Here is an 18620-nt window from a genome sequence, read left to right as displayed (position 1 = left end):
GGTGGTCGGGAGCGTGGGGGTCGGTGCGGTGGTCGGTGGGCTGGGTGGGTATGCCGCTTGCCTCGGGGGCGGCTTCGCTCCCCGGTATGTCGGTTCCCGCGGCTGAGGCGCCCATTCCGTTACCCGGTATGCCCGTTCCGGCGCCGTTCGACTGGCCCGGGAGCGCGGGCCGGCCCTGGCCCTGGCCGTTGCCGGGCAGCGCGGGGGCGCCGGTGCGAGGGACGGCCCCATGCCAGGGGTTCGGCCCGTACGGGTCGGCGATCTGACCGGGCGGCGCGGAGTGCTCCACGCCGTACGCGGAGGTCTGCCCGGCCTCGGTGTCACCCTCGGCGGACCGGGGCCGCGGGCCGGGCAACGCCGCGTTCTCTCCGTGCTGTCCGTCCCGCTGCTCCTCGTGCACGCGCGCCGCGGCCCGCGCACCGGCACGGTAGGCCGCGATGGCTCCGGCCCGAGCTGCCCGCACGTCATTGCCCGGCTCCAACGCCCGCCGCCCGGCGACCGGCGGCTGCGCGACGGGAGCGACGGCTCCATGGCCGCCGGGCGCCGCCTCTACGGCGGACCGGTCGCCACCGGGGACGCGGGTGTGGGGAACGGCGGGCGAGCCGTAGTGACCGGGGCTGCCCGACTGACCGGGCTGACCGGGTCCATGTTGTCCGGATGGCCCGTGCGGGCCCGGCGAACCCGTCCCCGTCGAACCTGCGCCCGTTCCGGAAGCGGAACCGGAATCGACCCTCTCAGGGCCCCCGTCGCGCTCACCCTCCGCAACCGGCACCGGGTCGTAGCCGCACAGCGCCTCCTCCGCGGCCCCGGCCGCGAGCCCTGTGAGCATCACCCTGCCGTCGTCGCAGACCAGCACCGTACGCACCGTGATGTTCCGGTGCACCCAGCCGTGCGCATGCAGCACACGCAACGCGGTCAGCACGTCGGCGGCGACCTCGGCGGCCCGGTACGGACTCAGCGGGCGCTCCGCGAGCAGCGCCGCCAGCGGCCGGGCGGGCACCAACTCGCTCACTATCCACAGCGACCCGCCCTCGGCGAACACGTCGAAGACCTGGTCGAGCCGGGGATGGTCGGGTATCTGCGCCGCCGCCTGCGCGGCCTCGATCGCCCGGCGCACGGCGGGCTCGGTGGGCCGCCGCGTGGGCCGCGCGGCCGACCGCCGCACCCCGCCGTCCCGCGCCACGAACCCGTCGGGCAGACCGTCGGCGTCGATCACCTCCGCCTCGACGACCTCGGGCAACGGCACCTGCCTGACCAGCACTTCCTGCCCGCTGTAGGTGTCGAAGGCCCGGCTCTCGGCGAGTTCGTACTCGTCCGAGGGAGGCAGCGGAAGGCGGTAGCGGTCGGCGAGTACCCGTCCCGCATAGTCGTCCACGACGCCTCCCCCGGCCACCCGGTCGGTCAAATCCGTTCGTCATGCGTCCCGTTGTGGCCGCATATCCGGCTGCGTACGGTCCGCAACCACTCACGATACGTGCCGGAGGCAACTCGCAGTGAGGGGATGCGAGATCTCAAGACTCCCGTATCCCTCTTGTATCCCTCAGGGCTTCGGTTCGAACGTCCGCGTGAGTGTCTGCCAGGTGTCCCGGCGAAGCTTGCTCTCCCACGCCGAGGCCTTCGCCGTGTACATCAACGCGTGACCGAGCCGGTCGTTGACGACGAACCCGCGGTCGATCGAGCGGTACTTCGTCCCGCCCTCCGTGAACGTGAACTCCCAGTCGGCCGCGTTCCAGCCGCGGTAGCCCACCTTCTCAATTCGGATCCGCTGGTACTGCGACCGCCCCATGAACTGCTCTTGGTTCTTCCAGTCCGCCACGGGGTCGTCCTTGGGCGTGGACGTCCAGGCGACCAGCAGCTCCTGCCCGTCGGGGCCGGCGAACCTGTCCCCGCTCGCGCTCGTGGACTGGTACTTCCACCCCTTCGGCAGCCCGATCGAGTACCCCTGGTCTGCCTTGTACGTCGACGCAGCGATGTCCTTCGAGCCCTCGCCGCCTTCGTTCGCCCCACCGGACCCGCTCGGCGTCGGGCTCGGGCTCGGCGTACTTCCCGTGCTCGGGCTTCCGGAGGCTCCGGCAGCGGACTCCGGCTTCTCGCCGCCGTCCGTGCCTGGACCGCTGTTCTCGTCCTGCTTGGTGTCGCTTCCGGCGTTCGCCCCGCTGGACGCGGATTTGTCGCCTCCGCCCTTGTGGCCCTGGGCTCCGGCATCGTCATCGCCGTCCAGCACGACAGCGAGAATCGTGCCCAGCACGGCGAGCGCCACGACCACCGCGACGATCATCAACGTCCGCCGCGACACCACATCGCTGAGCGGCGCCCTGGGGGTGGTGGGCGGTGGCGTCCCGCCACCGGCCCCCGATGTGCCGCTCGCCGCAGGGGAGTTCGCTCCGGCGGAACTCAGCCCGACGGCAGCTGTCTCACGGTCCTTCGCGGGGGCCTCGGCCTTGTCGTCGGCCTTGCCCTCGGCCTTCTCTCCTGCTGGTTTCTCGCCGACGGCCTTCTCTCCGACGGGCGCCTTCTCGCTCGTAGCAGCCGCGCCCTTCCCGGAGGAATCCGAGGAACCCTTGGATCCAGCGGACTCGGCAGGCTTGGCGGAGCTCGCGGCCTCAGCGGAGCTTGCGGACTCGACGGCCCGGTCCGAGCCGGCAGACTCGGTGGAGCCTGCGGAGCCGTTGGAGCCTGCGGAGTCCTTGGCCGAACCGTCAGACTTCCCGCGCACCCCGGCCACCGCCGCCGAGGCCGCTCCCGCCGAAGCGGCAGCACTCTTCCGTACGGAACGAAACGCCCCGAGCAGCCGCTCGGCCGCCTCCTCACCCTTCTTGCTCGCCTTGCCCGGCCTGCTCCCGGCACCACCGCCCGAACTCCCCTTCTTCGAGTTCTTCGAGGGGGCCTCCGGCACGTCCGGCAAAGGCACGACCTTGGTCGCCTCCATCGGCTCCGGCTCGGGCTCGGTCTCCTTGGGCTCGGGCGCATGGATCACCTCGGTGAGCATCGCCCGCGCACCCGCCTCGTCGAGCCGCTGCTCGGGGTCCTTTACAAGCAGCCCGTAGATGACCTTCTCCAACGGCCCGGCGTTCTTGGGCTGTTCGAGCGGCTCGGTCATCACCGCGGTGAGCGTCGCGATGGCGGAGCCCTTGTCGTACGGGGGCACACCCTCCACCGAGGCATACAGCAGACCGCCGAGCGACCAGAGGTCGGCGGCGGGGCCCGGCTTGTGGCCGCGCGCCCGCTCGGGCGAGATGTAGGAGGGCGCGCCGACGAGCATGCCGGTCGAGGTGATGGACGGGTCGCCCTCGACCTGCGCGATACCGAAGTCGGTGAGCACGACCCGGCCGTCCTCGGAGATGAGCACGTTCGACGGCTTCACGTCACGGTGCAGGATGCCCTCGCGGTGCGCGGCACGCAGTACGTCGAGGACGGCGAGACCGACTTCCGCGGCGCGCTTGGGGGTGAGCAACCCGTCCTCGCGGATGGCCTCGGCGAGCGACTTGCCCTCGATGAGCTCCATCACGATCCACGGCCGGTTGTCCTCGTCGACCACGTCGAAGACCGTCACCGCGCCGTTGTTCCGGATCCGCGCGATCGCCTTGGCCTCACGCAGGGTGCGCGTGATCAGCCGCCGCTTCTCGTCCTCGTCGATGCTGGACGGGAACCGCAGCTCTTTGACGGCGACCGTCCGGCCCAGCGTCTCGTCCTTGGCCCGCCACACGGTGCCCATGCCGCCGCGGCCGAGGACTTCCCCCAGCCGGTACCGACCGGCGAGGAGACGTTCACTCTTGTCCTGACGAGATGTCTCGTCCCGCTCCGGCTCCGACATGCGTCCCCTCATGCAACCCGCCCCGACAGAGCCTCCATTGTCCCTCATCCGACGACCAGTCAGTGCCCAGGGTGCCCACAAGCGGAATGCGTCATCCGCAACCCCGGCGAGGGGCACGCTGCGTTACAGCGGCACGATGTCCGGCGCCCCCAGTCGTGCCGCGTCGGCCGTCAGGTCGTCCGGCTGCCGCTGCGACTCCCGCTCGGCCTCCACCCGCTTCTCGTAGTGCTGCACCTCACGCTCGATCTGGTCCTTGTCCCAGCCGAGCACGGGTGCCATCAGCCCCGCGGCCTCCCGCGCGCTGCGCGTCCCGCGGTCGAACGTCTCTATCGAGATGCGCGTACGCCGGGTCAGTACGTCGTCCAGGTGCCGCGCCCCCTCGTGCGAGGCGGCGTACACGATCTCGGCGCGCAGATAGTCCTCCGCGGCCGGCAACGGCTCGCCCAGTGACGTGTCCTTGGCGATGAGGTCGAGCACCTCCTCGGCGAGCGCCCCGTACCGGTTCAACAGGTGCTCCACGCGCACCACATGGAGCCCGGTCCGCGCGGCTATGCGCGCCCGCGCGTTCCACAGCGCCCGGTACCCCTCGGCGCCGATGAGCGGAATGTCCTCGGTGACGCACTCGGCGACGCGCTGGGCGAGGCCGTGCACCGCCTCGTCCACCGCGTCCTTGGCCATCACGCGGTACGTCGTGTACTTGCCGCCCGCCACGACCACGAGCCCCGGTACCGGATGCGCCACGGTGTGCTCGCGCGACAGCTTGCTGGTGGCGTCCGACTCTCCGGCCAGCAGCGGCCGCAGCCCCGCGTACACCCCCTGCACGTCGTCGCGTGAAAGCGGCACCGCCAGCACGGAGTTGACGTGCTCCAGGAGATAGTCGATGTCCGCGCTGGACGCAGCGGGATGCGCCTTGTCCAGGTCCCAGCCGGTGTCCGTCGTGCCCACGATCCAGTGCCGCCCCCACGGGATCACGAACAGCACGGACTTCTCGGTCCGCAGGATCAGCCCCGTAGTCGAGTGGATCCGATCCTTGGGCACGACGAGGTGGATGCCCTTGGACGCCCGTACATGGAACTGCCCCCTCTCCCCCACCAGCGCCTGGGTGTCGTCCGTCCACACCCCGGTGGCGTTGACGACCTGCTTGGCGTGGATCTCGTACTCCCCGCCCGCTTCCACATCCTGCACCCTGGCACCGACAACCCGTTCGCCCTCGCGCAGGAAGCCGGTCACCCGCGCGCGGTTGGCGACCTCCGCGCCGTACGCCGCCGCCGTGCGCACCAGAGTTGCCACATAGCGGGCGTCGTCCATCTGTGCGTCGTAGTACTGCAGTGCCCCGACCAGCGCGTCCTTCTTCAAGCAGGGCGCCACGCGCAGGGCACTACGGCGGGTCAGGTGACGATGCATCGGCAGCCCGCGTCCATGGCCGCGCGCCATCGACATGCCGTCGTAGAGCGCGACACCCGATCCGGCGTACAGCCGCTCCCAGCCCTTGTTCTGCAGCGGATAGAGGAATGGCACAGGCTTGACGAGATGAGGCGCCAGCCGCTCCAGCAGCAGTCCGCGCTCCTTCAACGCCTCCCGTACGAGCGCGAAGTCGAGCATCTCCAGATAGCGCAGTCCGCCGTGTATGAGCTTGCTCGACCGGCTCGACGTGCCCGAGGCCCAGTCACGCGCCTCGACCAGGCCGGTGGACAGTCCGCGGGTCGCGGCGTCCAGTGCGGTGCCCGCGCCGACCACACCACCGCCCACGACCAGCAGATCCAGCTCGTGCTCGGCCATGGATGCGAGTGACTCGGCGCGCTCCGCCGGTCCCAGTGTCGCTGCCCTCACCGCTGCCTCCCGCTGTTCGTCGAGCTGGCCTCATCTGTTCGGCGAGGCTCGGTCCACATCTCCCACGCTCAAAGTCTGACGGCGTTGCGCGACTTCGGCCACCACCCACCGCCAGCCTGTGGACAACCCTCGGCGACTCGCACGGAATCACCACCGACCAATCCCGCAAATCGGTCATATTTACTCCTAGTCTGACATTGCGCTCGCCCGTTCTGTCCACAGGGCTTGCGCCGTTGTCCCGTCTCGGCTATTGGGAAGGACGGCCCACCGCCATGCCCGCAGATCTCGCCGTCATCGGCCTCGGCCAGCTCGGCCTGCCCCTGGCCCAGGCCGCCGCCACCGCCGGCATCCCCACGCTCGGCTACCAGAGCGGCGACCCCGCGCCGCTGTCCGCCGCCGACCTGCGCCGGATGCTCGCGGCAGGCTTCCGGCCGGCCACCAACCCCGCCGAACTCGGCCGCGTACGCACCGCCGTCATCTGCGCACCCACCCCCCGCGGCACGGACGGCGGCCTCGACCTGTCCCAGGTGACTAACGCCGCGCGCACCCTGGCCACGCAGCTTCGCCCGCACACCACGGTGATCCTGGAATCCCCCGTGTACCCGGGGACCACGGAGGAATTCCTGCGGCCTCTTCTGGAAGAGGGTTCCGGACTGCGCGCGGGCCGCGACTTCCACCTCGCCTACTCACCCAGCCGTGTCGACCCGGGCAACCGCGACCACACCCCCGCCAACACCCCGAAGGTCATCGGCGGCCTCACCCCAGCCTGCACCGAGTCGGCCGCCGCCTTCTACAGCCGCCTCACCGACAAGGTGGTACGCGCGCGTGGCCCCCGCGAAGCGGAAACCGTGCAGCTCCTTGAGACCAACTACCGGCACGTCAACATCGCCCTGGTCAACGAAATGGCCGTCCTCTGCCACGAGTTGGGCGTCGACCTGTGGGACGTCATCCGCTGCGCCGAGACCAAACCCTTCGGCTTCCAGGCCTTCCGCCCCGGCCCCGGAGTCGGCGGCCACGCCGTCCCCCGGGACCTCGCGGGCCCCAGAACCCGCGCCCTGCGCATGGTCGAACTGGCCCAGCAGGTCAACAACCACATGCCCCAGTACGTCATCCAGCGCGCGGCCACGCTCCTCAACGAACACGGCAAGTCGGCCCGCGGCGCACGCGTACTCCTCCTCGGCGTGACGTACAAGCCCGACCACGCCGACCAACAGGGCTCCCCCGCCCGCGAGATCGCACTCCGGCTGATGGAACTGGGCGCCGCCATCACCTACGACGACCCGTACGTACCGTCCTGGAGCGTCCTGGACCACCCGATCCCCCGCGCGGACTCCCTCTACGAGGCCACCGCCGACGCCGACCTGACGATCCTCCTCCAGCACCACCGCACGTACGACCTCCAGGGGCTTTCGGTGAAGGCGCAGTTGCTGCTGGATACGCGGGGGGCTACGCCTACGGGGGCGGCGCATCGGTTGTGAAGGGGGGCGCGTGCGAGGGTTGTGCTTCTGAGGCTGGTGGCGCGGGCACTCTCGCGTCGGTAGCGTACGGGAGCGGGAACCCGCCTCGTTAGCCCGGTGGCGGGCTCCCGACGGTTACGGGTGTCCGCCCTTAGTTGTTGTAGGGGCGGCCGCTCACCGGCCGTAAATCCACAAGATGCACCTCCTCCGGAACTTCACCATCCGAAGACGGATTCGGTCCCAGCGGGTGGGCTTGCGGTGACGCCCCATGGGTGCGCCCCCTTCCATGACGCCGCCCATTGGCCCGGGGGACGGTCCATTGGAGCTCGGGCCGGGCCCCGAGCGCCGGGGTCCGGAAACGTTCTCCTTGGAAGGGGGCGCCCCAGAGAACCGGGTCGCCGATCACGGACACTATCGCCCCACTACGCCCGTTCAGCCCACATTCGCCCCAAACGCAACCACGCGCCCCCCTCTCACAACCCGCGCTCCCAACAGCCCACTTGGGCACGGCAAAGGGGCCCGGTCGCCCACACAGGCAACCGAGCCCCTCCCTCCATTCAAGCCGAGCGCAGCGTCACGTCACCGCTTGTGCTGCGAGTCCGCCACCGTGACCTCGACCCGCTGGAACTCCTTCAGCTCGCTGTACCCTGTGGTCGCCATCGCCCGCCGCAGCGCCCCGAAGAAGTTCATCGAACCGTCCGGCGTATGGGACGGCCCCGCGAGGATCTCCTCGATCGTGCCGACCGTGCCGAGGTCGACCTTCTTGCCGCGCGGCAGCTCTTCGTTGACGGCCTCCATGCCCCAGTGGTGGCCCTTGCCGGGGCCGTCCGTGGCACGCGCGAGGGGAGAGCCCATCATCACGGAGTCGGCGCCACAGGCGATGGCCTTCGGGAGGTCTCCGGACCAGCCGACGCCACCGTCCGCGATGACGTGGACGTACCGTCCGCCGGACTCGTCCATGTAGTCCCGGCGGGCCGCCGCCACGTCCGCGACCGCCGTGGCCATCGGCACCTGGATGCCCAGGACGTTGCGCGTGGTGTGCGCGGCGCCGCCGCCGAAGCCGACCAGGACACCGGCCGCGCCCGTACGCATCAGGTGCAGCGCAGCCGTGTACGTGGCGCAGCCGCCGACGATGACGGGGACGTCCAGCTCGTAGATGAACTGCTTCAGGTTCAGCGGCTCGGAGGCCCCCGACACATGCTCGGCCGACACCGTCGTACCGCGGATCACGAAGATGTCGACGCCCGCGTCCACGACGGCCTTGGAGAACTGGGCCGTGCGCTGCGGCGAGAGCGCGGCGGCGGTGACCACGCCCGAGTCGCGCACCTCCTTGATGCGCTGCCCGATCAGCTCCTCCTTGATGGGAGCCGCGTAGATCTCCTGAAGGCGACGCGTCGCGTTGTCGGCGTCCAGCTCCACAATCTCGTCGAGGAGCGGCTGCGGGTCCTCGTGCCGCGTCCAGAGGCCTTCGAGGTTCAGTACGCCGAGGCCGCCCAGCTCTCCTATGCGGATGGCCGTGGCCGGAGAGACGACCGAGTCCATGGGGGCGGCCAGGAAGGGCAGCTCGAAGCGGTAGGCGTCGATCTGCCAGGCGATCGAGACCTCCTTCGGGTCTCGCGTACGGCGGCTGGGGACGACGGCGATGTCGTCGAAGGCGTATGCCCGGCGGCCGCGCTTGCCGCGCCCGATCTCGATCTCAGTCACGTTCTGTGGCCTTTCCCTCTTCGTTTCAGCGTCTTCCAGTATCACCGACGCCTATGACAAGGGCGGCCCCGAAAGACTCCGGGGCCGCCCTTGTGTCGTGCCGCACGCGCGCGTGGGAGGCCGATTTCGACCTCGTACGCCTACTTGTTGCGGCTGTAGTTCGGCGCCTCGACCGTCATCTGGATGTCGTGCGGGTGGCTCTCCTTGAGGCCCGCGGAGGTGATCCGTACGAAGCGGCCCTTGGTCTCCATCTCGTCGATGGAGACCGCGCCCACGTAGCCCATCGTCTGGCGCAGACCGCCGACGAGCTGGTGCAGCACGTTGGCCAGCGGGCCGCGGTAGGGCACCTGGCCCTCGATGCCCTCGGGCACGAGCTTGTCGTCGGATGCCACCTCGGCCTGGAAGTAGCGGTCCTTCGAGTACGACCGGCCCTGGCCCCGGGACTGCATCGCGCCCAGCGAGCCCATCCCGCGGTAGGACTTGAACTGCTTGCCGTTGATGAACTGCAGCTCGCCGGGCGACTCCTCACAGCCGGCGAGGAGGCTGCCCAGCATCACCGTGTCGGCGCCGGCGGCGAGCGCCTTGCCGATGTCGCCGGAGTACTGCAGGCCGCCGTCACCGATCAGCGGGACGCCCGCCGGAAGGGCCGCGAGGGACGCCTCGTAGATCGCGGTGACCTGGGGGACGCCGATGCCGGCGACGACCCGGGTGGTGCAGATCGAGCCGGGGCCCACGCCCACCTTGATGCCGTCGACGCCGGCGTCGATCAGCGCCTGGGCGCCGTCACGGGTGGCGACGTTGCCGCCGATCACATCGACGCGGACACTCGACTTGATCTTCGACATCCAGCTCAGGGCGTTGCTGTTGTGGCCGTGCGAGGTGTCGACGACCAGGAAGTCCACCCCGGCCTCGGCCAGCGCCTGGGCCCGCTCGAGCGCCTCGGGGCTGGCGCCCACGGCGGCACCGACGATCAGGCGGCCCTCGGCGTCCTTCGCGGCGTTGGGGTACTGCTCGGCCTTGACGAAGTCCTTGACCGTGATGAGGCCCTTGAGGACGCCCGCGTCGTCGACCAGGGGAAGCTTCTCGATCTTGTGGCGGCGCAGCAGCTGCATGGCGTCCGGACCGGAGATGCCGACCTTGCCGGTGACCAGCGGCATCGGGGTCATGACCTCGCGCACCTGACGGGAGCGGTCGGTCTCGAAGGCCATGTCGCGGTTGGTGACGATGCCCAGCAGCTTGCCGCCGCCGTCGGTCACCGGGACACCGCTGATACGGAACTTGCCGCACAGCGCGTCCGCCTCCGCGAGCGTCGCGTCCGGGTGCACCGTGATCGGGTCGGTGACCATCCCGGACTCGGAGCGCTTCACCAGGTCGACCTGGTTGACCTGGTCCTCGATGGACAGATTGCGGTGGAGTACGCCGACGCCGCCCTGTCGCGCCATGGCGATCGCCATTCGGGACTCGGTCACCTTGTCCATCGCCGCGGAGAGCAGCGGGATGTTCACGCGCACGTTGCGGGAGATGCGGGACGAGGTGTCGACCGCGCTCGGAAGCACTTCCGACGCGCCCGGCAGCAGCAGCACGTCGTCGTAGGTCAGCCCGAGTGTCGCGAATTTCTCGGGCACTCCGTCGACGTTGGCAGTCATGACACCTTCCCCAAATGGCCTTGATCGGTGCGGATGTCCATGCTAACGGCGAACTGGGGGGTCTGATTCCACACCATGGCTGCTCCGCCGCTTCGTCGGTGCGTACGGGCCTGGTGGCTTCGTCGTTCACCACCTGCGCCGACTGCCGCGAATCCAGGGATCCCGGAAGCCGGTCCTACTGCTCGGCCAGCGCCCGCAAGCGGCTCAGCGCCCGGTGCTGGGCAACCCGGACCGCTCCCGGCGACATCCCGAGCATCTGTCCCGTCTCCTCGGCCGTGAGGCCCACCGCGATCCTCAGGAGCAGCAGCTCGCGCTGGTTCTCCGGAAGGTTCGCCAGGAGCTTCTTGGCCCACTCGGCGTCGCTGCTGAGGAGAGCGCGCTCCTCTGGGCCGAGGGAGTCGTCGGGCCGCTCGGGCATCTCGTCCGAGGGCACGGCCGTCGAGCCGGGATGGCGCATCGCGGCGCGCTGCAGATCGGCGACCTTGTGCGCGGCGATGGCGAAGACGAAGGCCTCGAAGGGGCGTCCCGTGTCCTTGTAGCGCGGCAGTGCGAGGAGCACCGCCACGCAGACCTCCTGCGCCAGGTCCTCGACGAAGTGCCGTGCGTCACCGGGCAGCCGGGACAGCCGGGTGCGGCAGTAGCGCAACGCGAGGGGATGGACATGGGCGAGCAGATCGTGCGTGGCCTGCTCGTCGCCGTCGACAGCACGATGGACGAGCGAACCAATCGCCCCTTGGGCAGTGGCCGCCTCGTCGTCGCGCATCGGTCCATGGTGCCCTGGCGTCGTCCGTTCCGTGGCACCGCGTCCGTTGTTGTGCACCGAAGCGTTATGAGCAGGTGCGCCGGAACTCATCTCCTGCGCCCTCCCCTCCCGCTCGATCGACTCGTCCCCGAGGAACTCCACACCTCAAGGATGCGGCATCCTCGCCGAAACGAGCAGCGGGCACCTGTCGGGCCCTCTCCCCACCCCCGCCCACCACGCGGCAGGCGGGGGTTTTCCTACCCCCGCTGCACTTCACCTAACGGACCAGACCCCACCGGAATCCGAGCGCCACCGCGTGGGCGCGGTCCGAGGCGCCGAGCTTCTTGAACAAGCGCCGGGCGTGGGTCTTGACGGTGTCCTCCGAGAGGAACAACTCACGGCCGATCTCCGCGTTCGACCGGCCGTGGCTCATGCCCTCGAGCACCTGGATCTCACGCGCGGTGAGCGTCGGCGCGGCACCCATCTCGGCCGAGCGCAGCCTGCGCGGGGCGAGCCGCCAGGTCGGGTCGGCGAGTGCCTGCGTCACAGTCGCCCGCAGCTCCGCGCGCGAGGCGTCCTTGTGCAAATAGCCACGAGCACCGGCGGCCACGGCGAGCGCCACCCCGTCCAGGTCCTCGGCAACGGTGAGCATGATGATGCGCGCACCGGGATCGGCGGACAACAGCCGCCGGACCGTCTCCACGCCGCCCAGACCGGGCATGCGTACGTCCATCAGAATCAGGTCCGAGCGGTCGGCGCCCCAGCGGCGGAGGACTTCCTCGCCGTTGGCCGCCGTCGTCACACGCTCGACGCCGGGCACGGTCGCGACCGCGCGGCGCAACGCCTCTCGGGCAAGCGGGGAGTCGTCGCAGACGAGGACCGATGTCATGGCTGTCCTCCGCGGCTCTCACAGCTGCTGCGCGTCACCTTGAGCCTCCAGGCTGGTACGAATCGTCACCTGTGCGGTCGACACTCGCCGACGGATTCTGCCGTCCGACCGAGCGTTTGTTCCTTCAACCGCCTCAGCACTCTCAACGACGGTCACTCGAAAGAGTTACGGGGCGGTGAGCCACCTTCGGCACTCTACGTGAGGGGGCGGACACGGCGCAGACGCCGGCAAAGGACCCACAAGGTTTCATCACAAGGCATGCCCCATTCAGACGTTTTTCTTCCCATTCGCTGGTGTCTGTAGCTAGATTCGCAATGAGTCATATTTTCATCTCCTTAGATCGTCTACACGCGATCATGGGCATGCATCCGCCTGAACGGCCACAAGGGGACAACGCAATGGCAGATTTCTCCCGCCTTCCCGGACCCAACGCGGATCTGTGGGACTGGCAGCTCCTCGCGGCCTGCCGTGGAGTCGACAGCTCCCTGTTCTTCCACCCGGAGGGCGAGCGCGGGGCAGCCCGGAGCGCTCGCGAGAACTCGGCCAAAGAGGTCTGCATGAGGTGCCCGGTACGCGCGGAGTGCGCGGCGCACGCGCTGGCGGTGCGCGAGCCGTACGGGGTATGGGGCGGACTCACCGAGGACGAACGCGAAGAGCTCATGGGACGCGCCCGCAACCGGCTCGTCTCGGCCTCGGCGCCGAGCGGAGGCCTCTCATCGAACAACTGAACAATCGAAGAAACGTTTTTGCACAGGGTGTGCACAACAGGGGATGCTCTGCTGGGGGACGCGCTGTCCTCAGCGTGCCGCGGCGCGGGCCAGCTCGTTCAGCGTGGCCGCCACCGCGGGCACTTGAGCCAGGTCGGGCAGCGTGAGCGCGACGATCTCCCGCCGGAGCGCGGGTTCCACCGTCACCGTGCGTGCCCTCTTGGGGCGTACGGACTCGATGGCGAGCTCCGGCAGGACGGCGACGCCGAGACCCGCGCCGACCAGACCGACCACCGCCGGATAGTCGTCGGTCGCGAAGTCGATACGAGGGGTGAAGCCGGCGCTCTCGCAGGCCTCGACGAGCTGGCCGCGGCAGCGGGGGCAGCCCGCGATCCACGGGTCCCCGGCGAGTTCACCGATGGCGACCGACTCCGCACCGGCCAGCCGGTGCCCCTCCGGTACGAGCCCGACGAGGCGATCGCTGAGCAGGGGCCGTACCACCAGGTCGTCCCACTCCTCGGCGCTCCCCGCGCCTTCGTACCGGAATGCCAGTGCCACATCGCAGTCGCCTTCGCGGAGCATCCCGACCGAGTGCGGCGGCTCGGCCTCCTCCAGGGAGACCCGGGTGCCGGGGTGTGCGGCGCGCAGGGCGGCGAGTGCGGTCGGTACGAGCGTGGAGCTGCCGCTGGGGAAGGAGACCAGGCGGACCCGGCCCGCACGCAGACCCGCGATCGCGGCGACCTCCTCCTCGGCGGCGGTGAGTCCGGCGATGATGCCCACGGCATGGCGCACCAGCGCCTCCCCCGCCTGCGTGAGGCGCATTTCGCGGCCCGTGCGGATCAGCAGCGGCGTACCGACGGAGGCTTCCAGGGCCTTCATCTGCTGGCTGACGGCGGGCTGGGTGCAGCCCAGCTCGCGCCCCGCCGCCGAAAAGGAACCGGTGGCGGCCACGGCGCGCAGCACACGGAGATGACGGGCCTCGATCACGTCCTGAGCATAAGCGCATCTTGGATACGTTGCCGAATATTGCGTCGCACCTTTGGCCACCCATCCCATAGCGTGCCGATATGAAGCTTCTGTCTGTGAATCTGGGCCGGCCCGAGGTCACCGAGCACACGGATCAGCCTGAGCGAGTGACCGGGATCAACAAGCGGCCGGTGGATGGCCCGGTGCGGGTGGCGGCGCCCGGACCCAAGGGGGTCGGCGCCAGCGGGGTGGCCGGGGACGCCGTATGTCACACGCCGCATCACGGCGGGGATCACCAGGCCGTATATGCCTTCGCGCGCGAGGATCTCGACGACTGGGAGCGGGAGTTGGGGCGCACCCTGGCCGGCGGCGCCTTCGGCGAGAACCTCACCACGGAGGGGCTCGATGTGTCCGGCGCGAAGATCGGGGAGCGCTGGCGGATCGGTTCCGAGGTGGTCCTCGAGGTCACCAGCGGGCGGATTCCGTGCAGTACCTTCCAGGGCCATCTCGGGGAGAAGGGATGGGTCAGGCGGTTCACGCGGAAGGAGGCGCCCGGCGCGTATCTGCGGGTGATCGAACCGGGGGAGATACGGGCCGGGGACCCGATCGAGATCGTGCACCGGCCGGACCACGAGGTGACCGTCACCTTCCAGTTCCGAGCGGTCACGAACGAGCGGGAGTTGCTGCCGCGGCTGCTCGCGGCGGGCGACGCGCTGCATCCGGAGGCGATCGAAAGGGCGCGGGTCTATATGGCGCGGCAGAATTGACAGACCGTCACCCCGATGGGGCGGAATCCGAGAATCCGGTGCGCGTGAGCCGGCGCGCACTCAATAGCCTTGTGCCATGACAACGGCTCTGATTACGGGATCGACCGCAGGCATCGGTGCCGCCTTCGCGCGGCGCTTGGCCTCCGACGGCCACAACCTCGTGCTGGTGGCGCGTGACAAGAAGCGGCTCGGTGAGCAGGCGACCGAGTTGCACGACCGGCACGGCATCGAGGCGGAGGTGCTGTCGGCGGACCTGGCGACGGACGAGGGCATCGAGGGGGTGTCCGCCCGCCTGTCGGACCGTAAGCACCCGGTCGACCTGCTGGTCAACAACGCCGGCTTCGGCAACAAGGGCCGCTATCTGGACGTACCGATGGTGGACGAGCTGACGATGCTCAAGGTGCACTGCGAGGCGGTGCTCCGGCTGACCTCGGCGGCGACGGAGTCCATGCGGGACCGGGGGCGTGGGGGTGTCGTCAACGTCGCGTCGGTGGCCGCGTTCCTGCCGCGTGGCACCTACGGGGCGTCCAAGGCCTGGGTCGTGCAGTTCACCCAGGGCGTGGCGAAGGACCTGGCCGGGTCCGGGGTCCGACTGATGGCGCTGTGCCCAGGTTTTGTGCGAACGGAGTTCCATGAGCGGGCCGGGATGGGCACCGACAACATCCCCAACTGGATGTGGCTCGACGCCGACAAGCTGGTCACGACGGCCCTCGCGGACCTGGCCCGCGGCAAGTCGCTGTCCATCCCCGACCCGCGCTACAAGGCCATCATGGGCGTGGTGAAGGTTGCCCCGCGCGGTCTGCTCGGCGGGGTCAGTTCGAGAGCGGGACGGAAATACGGGCCTCAGTAGCGTCCGGCCACCACCGCATTGCCCCCATTTCAAATTTCAAGTCGCTTATTCAATTAAGACACTCCTGGGCGACTTTCACTAAAATGGGGGATTCAGCCGGAGTCAGGGGGGCTGGAGGCGGCGTCATGACCTTTGTGCAACTCATCGACTGCAAGACGAGCCGGTTCGACGAGGTGAACCGGCTGATGGACACCTGGGTCGAGCGGACCAAGGGGAAGCGGACGGCGACGCACAGTCTGATCGGCAAGGACCGGTCCGACTCGTCGCACATCATCGAGATCGTCGAGTTCCCGTCGTACGAGGAGGCGATGCGGAACTCGAATCTGCCCGAGACGGACGAGGTCTTCCGCGAGATGGTGGCGCTCTGCGAGGAGATGCCGACCTTCACGGACCTGGACGTCGTACGGGACGAGCAGCTGTACGCGGCCAATGCCGGCAGGCTCTTCGAAGCGATCGCCACGAAGGGTGAACTGCCCCCGCTCAACGACCTGATCGCGGAGAACTACCACGATCACGATCCCGCCAACGACCAGGACAACATCGGACTCGACGCGATACGGCGCGAGATGGGGATGTGGCGCGGAGCCTTCGACTTCACGTTCACCCTCGAGGACCAGATCGCCCAGGGCGACCGGGTCTGTACGCGCTGGACCTGGAACGGCACCCACAAGGGTGACTTCCTGGGGATTCCGTCGACGGGCAGGACGGTCAGCATGACCGGGACGACCATCTTCCGCTGCCGGGAGGACGGCAAGATCGTCGAGGGCTGGTGGCAGTACGACCGGCTGGGGCTGATGGCCCAGCTCGGGGTGCTCGACCAGCTTGAGATCTAGGGCTTGCTGCGACTCAAGCTCTAGGGCTGCTCTAGGGCGTATTGCGAAAGGCCCGGCACCCCGCGCGTGGGGTACCGGGCCTCTCACCGGGCGTCGTCAGGGACGTACCGCCCTACCGTTCGTCAGCGCTCAGTGGGAGTGACCGTGGCTGTGGCCCCCGGCCTCCGGCTCCTCCTCGGCCGGCTTCTCGACGACCAGAGTCTCGGTCGTCAGGAGCAGGGAGGCGATGGAGGCGGCGTTCTCCAGGGCGGAGCGGGTGACCTTGACCGGGTCGATGACGCCCTGCTTGACCAAGTCGCCGTACTCGCCGGTCGCGGCGTTGAAGCCCTGGTTCTTGTCGAGCTCGGCCACCTTGGAGGTGATCACGTAGCCCTCGAGGCCCGCGTTCTCCGCGATCCAGCGCAGCGGCTCGACGACGGCCCTGCGGACGACGGCGACACCGGTCGCCTCGTCGCCGGTCTTGCCGAGGGAGCCCTCCAGGACCTTCGCGGCGTGGACTAGCGCGGAGCCACCACCGGAGACGATGCCCTCCTCGACCGCGGCGCGGGTCGCGGAGATGGCGTCCTCCAGACGGTGCTTCTTCTCCTTGAGCTCGACCTCGGTGGCCGCACCCACACGGATCACGCAGACGCCGCCGGCCAGCTTCGCGAGGCGCTCCTGGAGCTTCTCGCGGTCCCAGTCCGAGTCCGTGGTCTCGATCTCGGCCTTGATCTGGTTGACACGGCCCGCGACGTCGTCGGACTTGCCGCCGCCGTCGACGATCGTCGTGTCGTCCTTGGTGACGGTCACGCGGCGGGCGGTGCCCAGCACGTCGAGACCGGACTGGTCCAGCTTGAGGCCGACCTCCTCGGCGATGACGGTGGCACCGGTGAGGGTGGCCATGTCGCCGAGCATCGCCTTGCGGCGGTCGCCGAAGCCGGGGGCCTTCACGGCCACCGCGTTGAACGTGCCGCGGATCTTGTTCACGACCAGGGTCGACAGGGCCTCGCCCTCGACGTCCTCGGCGATGATCAGCAGCGGCTTGGAGGAGTTGGTCTGGATGACCTTCTCCAGCAGCGGCAGCATGTCCTGGATGGAGGAGATCTTGCCCTGGTGGATCAGGATGTACGGGTCGTCGAGGACGGCCTCCATACGCTCCTGGTCCGTCACGAAGTACGGCGACAGGTAACCCTTGTCGAAGGCCATGCCCTCGGTGAAGTCCAGCTCGAGACCGAAGGTGTTGGACTCCTCGACGGTGATGACACCGTCCTTGCCGACCTTGTCCATCGCCTCGGCGATCAGCTCGCCGACCTGCGGGTCCTGGGCGGAAAGCCCGGCGACGGCGGCGATGTCGGCCTTCTCGTCGATCGGGCGCGCTGTGGCCAGCAGGTCCTCGGAGATCGCGGCGACGGCCGCGTCGATGCCCTTCTTCAGGGCGGCGGGGGACGCGCCGGCGGCGACGTTCCGCAGGCCCTCGCGCACCAGAGCCTGGGCCAGCACGGTGGCGGTGGTCGTACCGTCACCCGCCACGTCGTTGGTCTTGGTCGCCACCTCCTTCACCAGCTGGACGCCGAGGTTCTCGTACGGGTCCTCGACCTCGACCTCGCGGGCGATGGTGACGCCGTCGTTGGTGATGGTGGGCGCGCCGAACTTCTTGTCGATGACGACGTTGCGGCCCTTGGGGCCGATGGTCACCTTGACCGTGTCGGCCAGCTTGTTGACGCCGCGCTCGAGGGCGCGACGGGCGTCCTCGTCGAACTTCAGGATCTTCGCCATGGAGCTGAGTCAGTCCTTTCGGAAATACGAACTGCGCCCCCGGCGCCCGGCTTCTTAGTGGTCGCGGGGGCCAGGGGCGCAGTTCAAAGCAAACCTGGGTGAATTACTTCTCGATGATCGCGAGCACGTCGCGAGCCGAGAGGACGAGGTACTCCTCGCCGTTGTACTTCACCTCGGTGCCGCCGTACTTGCTGTACAGCACGATGTCACCGGTGTTCACGTCGAGCGGCAGGCGCTCGCCGTTCTCGAAACGGCCCGGGCCCACGGCGAGGACGACGCCCTCCTGGGGCTTCTCCTTCGCGGTGTCCGGGATGACCAGGCCAGAGGCCGTGGTCTGCTCGGCCTCGACGGCCTGGACCACAATGCGGTCCTCAAGCGGCTTGATGGCAACCTTGGAGCTGGCGGTCGTCACGATCCGACCTCCCCCTTCGGAGATCTCACGGGGTTAACTGTCTGAGGTGGCGACCAGGTCGATCCGTCGTCGCGGGTGCCGGACCTGCCCGTCGCGTTGTTGGCACTCTCCAGTGGGGAGTGCCAGACCTGAGACTATGACCGCGATTAGCACTCGGTCAAGCGGAGTGCCAATCGCCTCCGGCGTGTTCGCGGGTTTGGGCACCCTGCGGTGGTGCCGGAGCCCCCTGGGGGCTCCGCCCCCAGGGG

The 18620-nt window shown here is 69.3% G+C and carries 15 protein-coding genes; 5 read left to right on the top strand and 10 right to left on the bottom strand.

What is annotated here, in order from left to right; genetic code table 11:
* The 3 genes from G6048_RS37475 to G6048_RS37465 all read right to left on the bottom strand — a co-directional run.
* Nucleotides 1-1375 (bottom strand): protein kinase (locus tag G6048_RS37475; RefSeq protein WP_165344057.1); only part of this gene is annotated, 1375 nt, incomplete at its 3' end.
* Between the two features lie 165 nt (nt 1376-1540).
* Nucleotides 1541-3814: a serine/threonine-protein kinase gene (locus tag G6048_RS37470; protein ID WP_165344056.1), complete on the bottom strand. Its 2274-nt coding sequence runs from the start codon at nt 3812-3814 to the stop codon at nt 1541-1543.
* A 123-nt stretch (nt 3815-3937) separates the two neighbouring features.
* Nucleotides 3938-5644 (bottom strand): glycerol-3-phosphate dehydrogenase/oxidase, encoded by a 1707-nt coding sequence (locus G6048_RS37465; protein ID WP_165344055.1) that lies wholly within the window; start codon nt 5642-5644, stop codon nt 3938-3940.
* Between the two features lie 272 nt (nt 5645-5916).
* On the opposite strand from G6048_RS37465, the gene G6048_RS37460 reads away from it, so the two are divergent.
* Complete coding sequence (locus tag G6048_RS37460) at nt 5917-7122, top strand: nucleotide sugar dehydrogenase (protein WP_165344054.1); 1206 nt, start codon at nt 5917-5919, stop codon at nt 7120-7122.
* Between the two features lie 558 nt (nt 7123-7680).
* Here G6048_RS37460 and G6048_RS37455 read toward each other — a convergent pair.
* The 4 genes from G6048_RS37455 to G6048_RS37440 form a co-directional block, all read right to left on the bottom strand.
* Nucleotides 7681-8805 (bottom strand): GuaB3 family IMP dehydrogenase-related protein, encoded by a 1125-nt coding sequence (locus tag G6048_RS37455; protein WP_165344053.1) that lies wholly within the window; start codon nt 8803-8805, stop codon nt 7681-7683.
* A 140-nt stretch (nt 8806-8945) separates the two neighbouring features.
* Nucleotides 8946-10451, bottom strand: coding sequence for an IMP dehydrogenase (gene guaB / locus G6048_RS37450; RefSeq protein ID WP_165344052.1), 1506 nt, complete (start codon nt 10449-10451; stop codon nt 8946-8948).
* A gap of 175 nt (nt 10452-10626) precedes the next feature.
* Nucleotides 10627-11214, bottom strand: coding sequence for a sigma-70 family RNA polymerase sigma factor (locus tag G6048_RS37445; protein WP_033323245.1), 588 nt, complete (start codon nt 11212-11214; stop codon nt 10627-10629).
* Nucleotides 11215-11470: 256 nt separating this feature from the next.
* Nucleotides 11471-12082 carry a response regulator transcription factor gene (locus tag G6048_RS37440; protein ID WP_003948568.1) on the bottom strand — a complete coding sequence of 204 codons (612 nt, stop codon included), beginning with the start codon at nt 12080-12082 and terminating at the stop codon, nt 11471-11473.
* Between the two features lie 398 nt (nt 12083-12480).
* Between G6048_RS37440 and G6048_RS37435 the strand changes: the two genes are divergently transcribed.
* The gene (locus G6048_RS37435) at nt 12481-12810 is read left to right on the top strand and encodes a WhiB family transcriptional regulator (RefSeq protein WP_165344051.1); all 330 of its coding nucleotides are present in this window, start codon (nt 12481-12483) and stop codon (nt 12808-12810) included.
* 69 nt (nt 12811-12879) lie between these two features.
* Here the strand turns inward: G6048_RS37435 and G6048_RS37430 are convergent, their stop codons facing one another.
* The gene (locus G6048_RS37430) at nt 12880-13776 is read right to left on the bottom strand and encodes a LysR family transcriptional regulator (RefSeq protein WP_165344050.1); all 897 of its coding nucleotides are present in this window, start codon (nt 13774-13776) and stop codon (nt 12880-12882) included.
* An 80-nt stretch (nt 13777-13856) separates the two neighbouring features.
* Between G6048_RS37430 and G6048_RS37425 the strand changes: the two genes are divergently transcribed.
* From G6048_RS37425 to G6048_RS37415, 3 genes are all read left to right on the top strand, one after another.
* Nucleotides 13857-14522: an MOSC domain-containing protein gene (locus G6048_RS37425; RefSeq protein WP_165344049.1), complete on the top strand. Its 666-nt coding sequence runs from the start codon at nt 13857-13859 to the stop codon at nt 14520-14522.
* A gap of 76 nt (nt 14523-14598) precedes the next feature.
* Nucleotides 14599-15372, top strand: a complete 774-nt coding sequence (locus G6048_RS37420) for an SDR family NAD(P)-dependent oxidoreductase (protein ID WP_165344048.1) — start codon at nt 14599-14601, stop codon at nt 15370-15372.
* Nucleotides 15373-15497: 125 nt separating this feature from the next.
* Complete coding sequence (locus tag G6048_RS37415; protein WP_165344047.1) at nt 15498-16205, top strand: ester cyclase; 708 nt, start codon at nt 15498-15500, stop codon at nt 16203-16205.
* Between the two features lie 129 nt (nt 16206-16334).
* Here the strand turns inward: G6048_RS37415 and groL are convergent, their stop codons facing one another.
* On the bottom strand, nt 16335-17960 hold the full coding sequence (groL, locus tag G6048_RS37410; RefSeq protein ID WP_165344046.1) for a chaperonin GroEL: 1626 nt from the start codon (nt 17958-17960) through the stop codon (nt 16335-16337).
* Between the two features lie 103 nt (nt 17961-18063).
* Nucleotides 18064-18372, bottom strand: coding sequence for a co-chaperone GroES (gene groES, locus G6048_RS37405; RefSeq protein ID WP_033323236.1), 309 nt, complete (start codon nt 18370-18372; stop codon nt 18064-18066).
* Nucleotides 18373-18620 lie beyond the last annotated feature (248 nt).

The sequence above is a fragment of the Streptomyces ureilyticus genome, assembly GCF_011045025.1.
GTDB lineage: Bacteria > Actinomycetota > Actinomycetes > Streptomycetales > Streptomycetaceae > Streptomyces > Streptomyces ureilyticus.
Note: the sequence above shows the minus strand (reverse complement) of the source record. Positions and strands in the feature narration are given on the sequence as shown.

Coding starts and splice junctions, on each gene's coding strand:
- G6048_RS37470 (WP_165344056.1), bottom strand. CDS start 3,814: ATGTCGGAGCCGGAGCGGGACGAGACATCTCGTCAGGACAAGAGTGAA.
- G6048_RS37460 (WP_165344054.1), top strand. CDS start 5,917: ATGCCCGCAGATCTCGCCGTCATCGGCCTCGGCCAGCTCGGCCTGCCC.
- guaB (WP_165344052.1), bottom strand. CDS start 10,451: ATGACTGCCAACGTCGACGGAGTGCCCGAGAAATTCGCGACACTCGGG.
- G6048_RS37445 (WP_033323245.1), bottom strand. CDS start 11,214: ATGCGCGACGACGAGGCGGCCACTGCCCAAGGGGCGATTGGTTCGCTC.
- G6048_RS37440 (WP_003948568.1), bottom strand. CDS start 12,082: ATGACATCGGTCCTCGTCTGCGACGACTCCCCGCTTGCCCGAGAGGCG.
- G6048_RS37435 (WP_165344051.1), top strand. CDS start 12,481: ATGGCAGATTTCTCCCGCCTTCCCGGACCCAACGCGGATCTGTGGGAC.
- G6048_RS37425 (WP_165344049.1), top strand. CDS start 13,857: ATGAAGCTTCTGTCTGTGAATCTGGGCCGGCCCGAGGTCACCGAGCAC.
- G6048_RS37420 (WP_165344048.1), top strand. CDS start 14,599: ATGACAACGGCTCTGATTACGGGATCGACCGCAGGCATCGGTGCCGCC.
- G6048_RS37415 (WP_165344047.1), top strand. CDS start 15,498: ATGACCTTTGTGCAACTCATCGACTGCAAGACGAGCCGGTTCGACGAG.
- groL (WP_165344046.1), bottom strand. CDS start 17,960: ATGGCGAAGATCCTGAAGTTCGACGAGGACGCCCGTCGCGCCCTCGAG.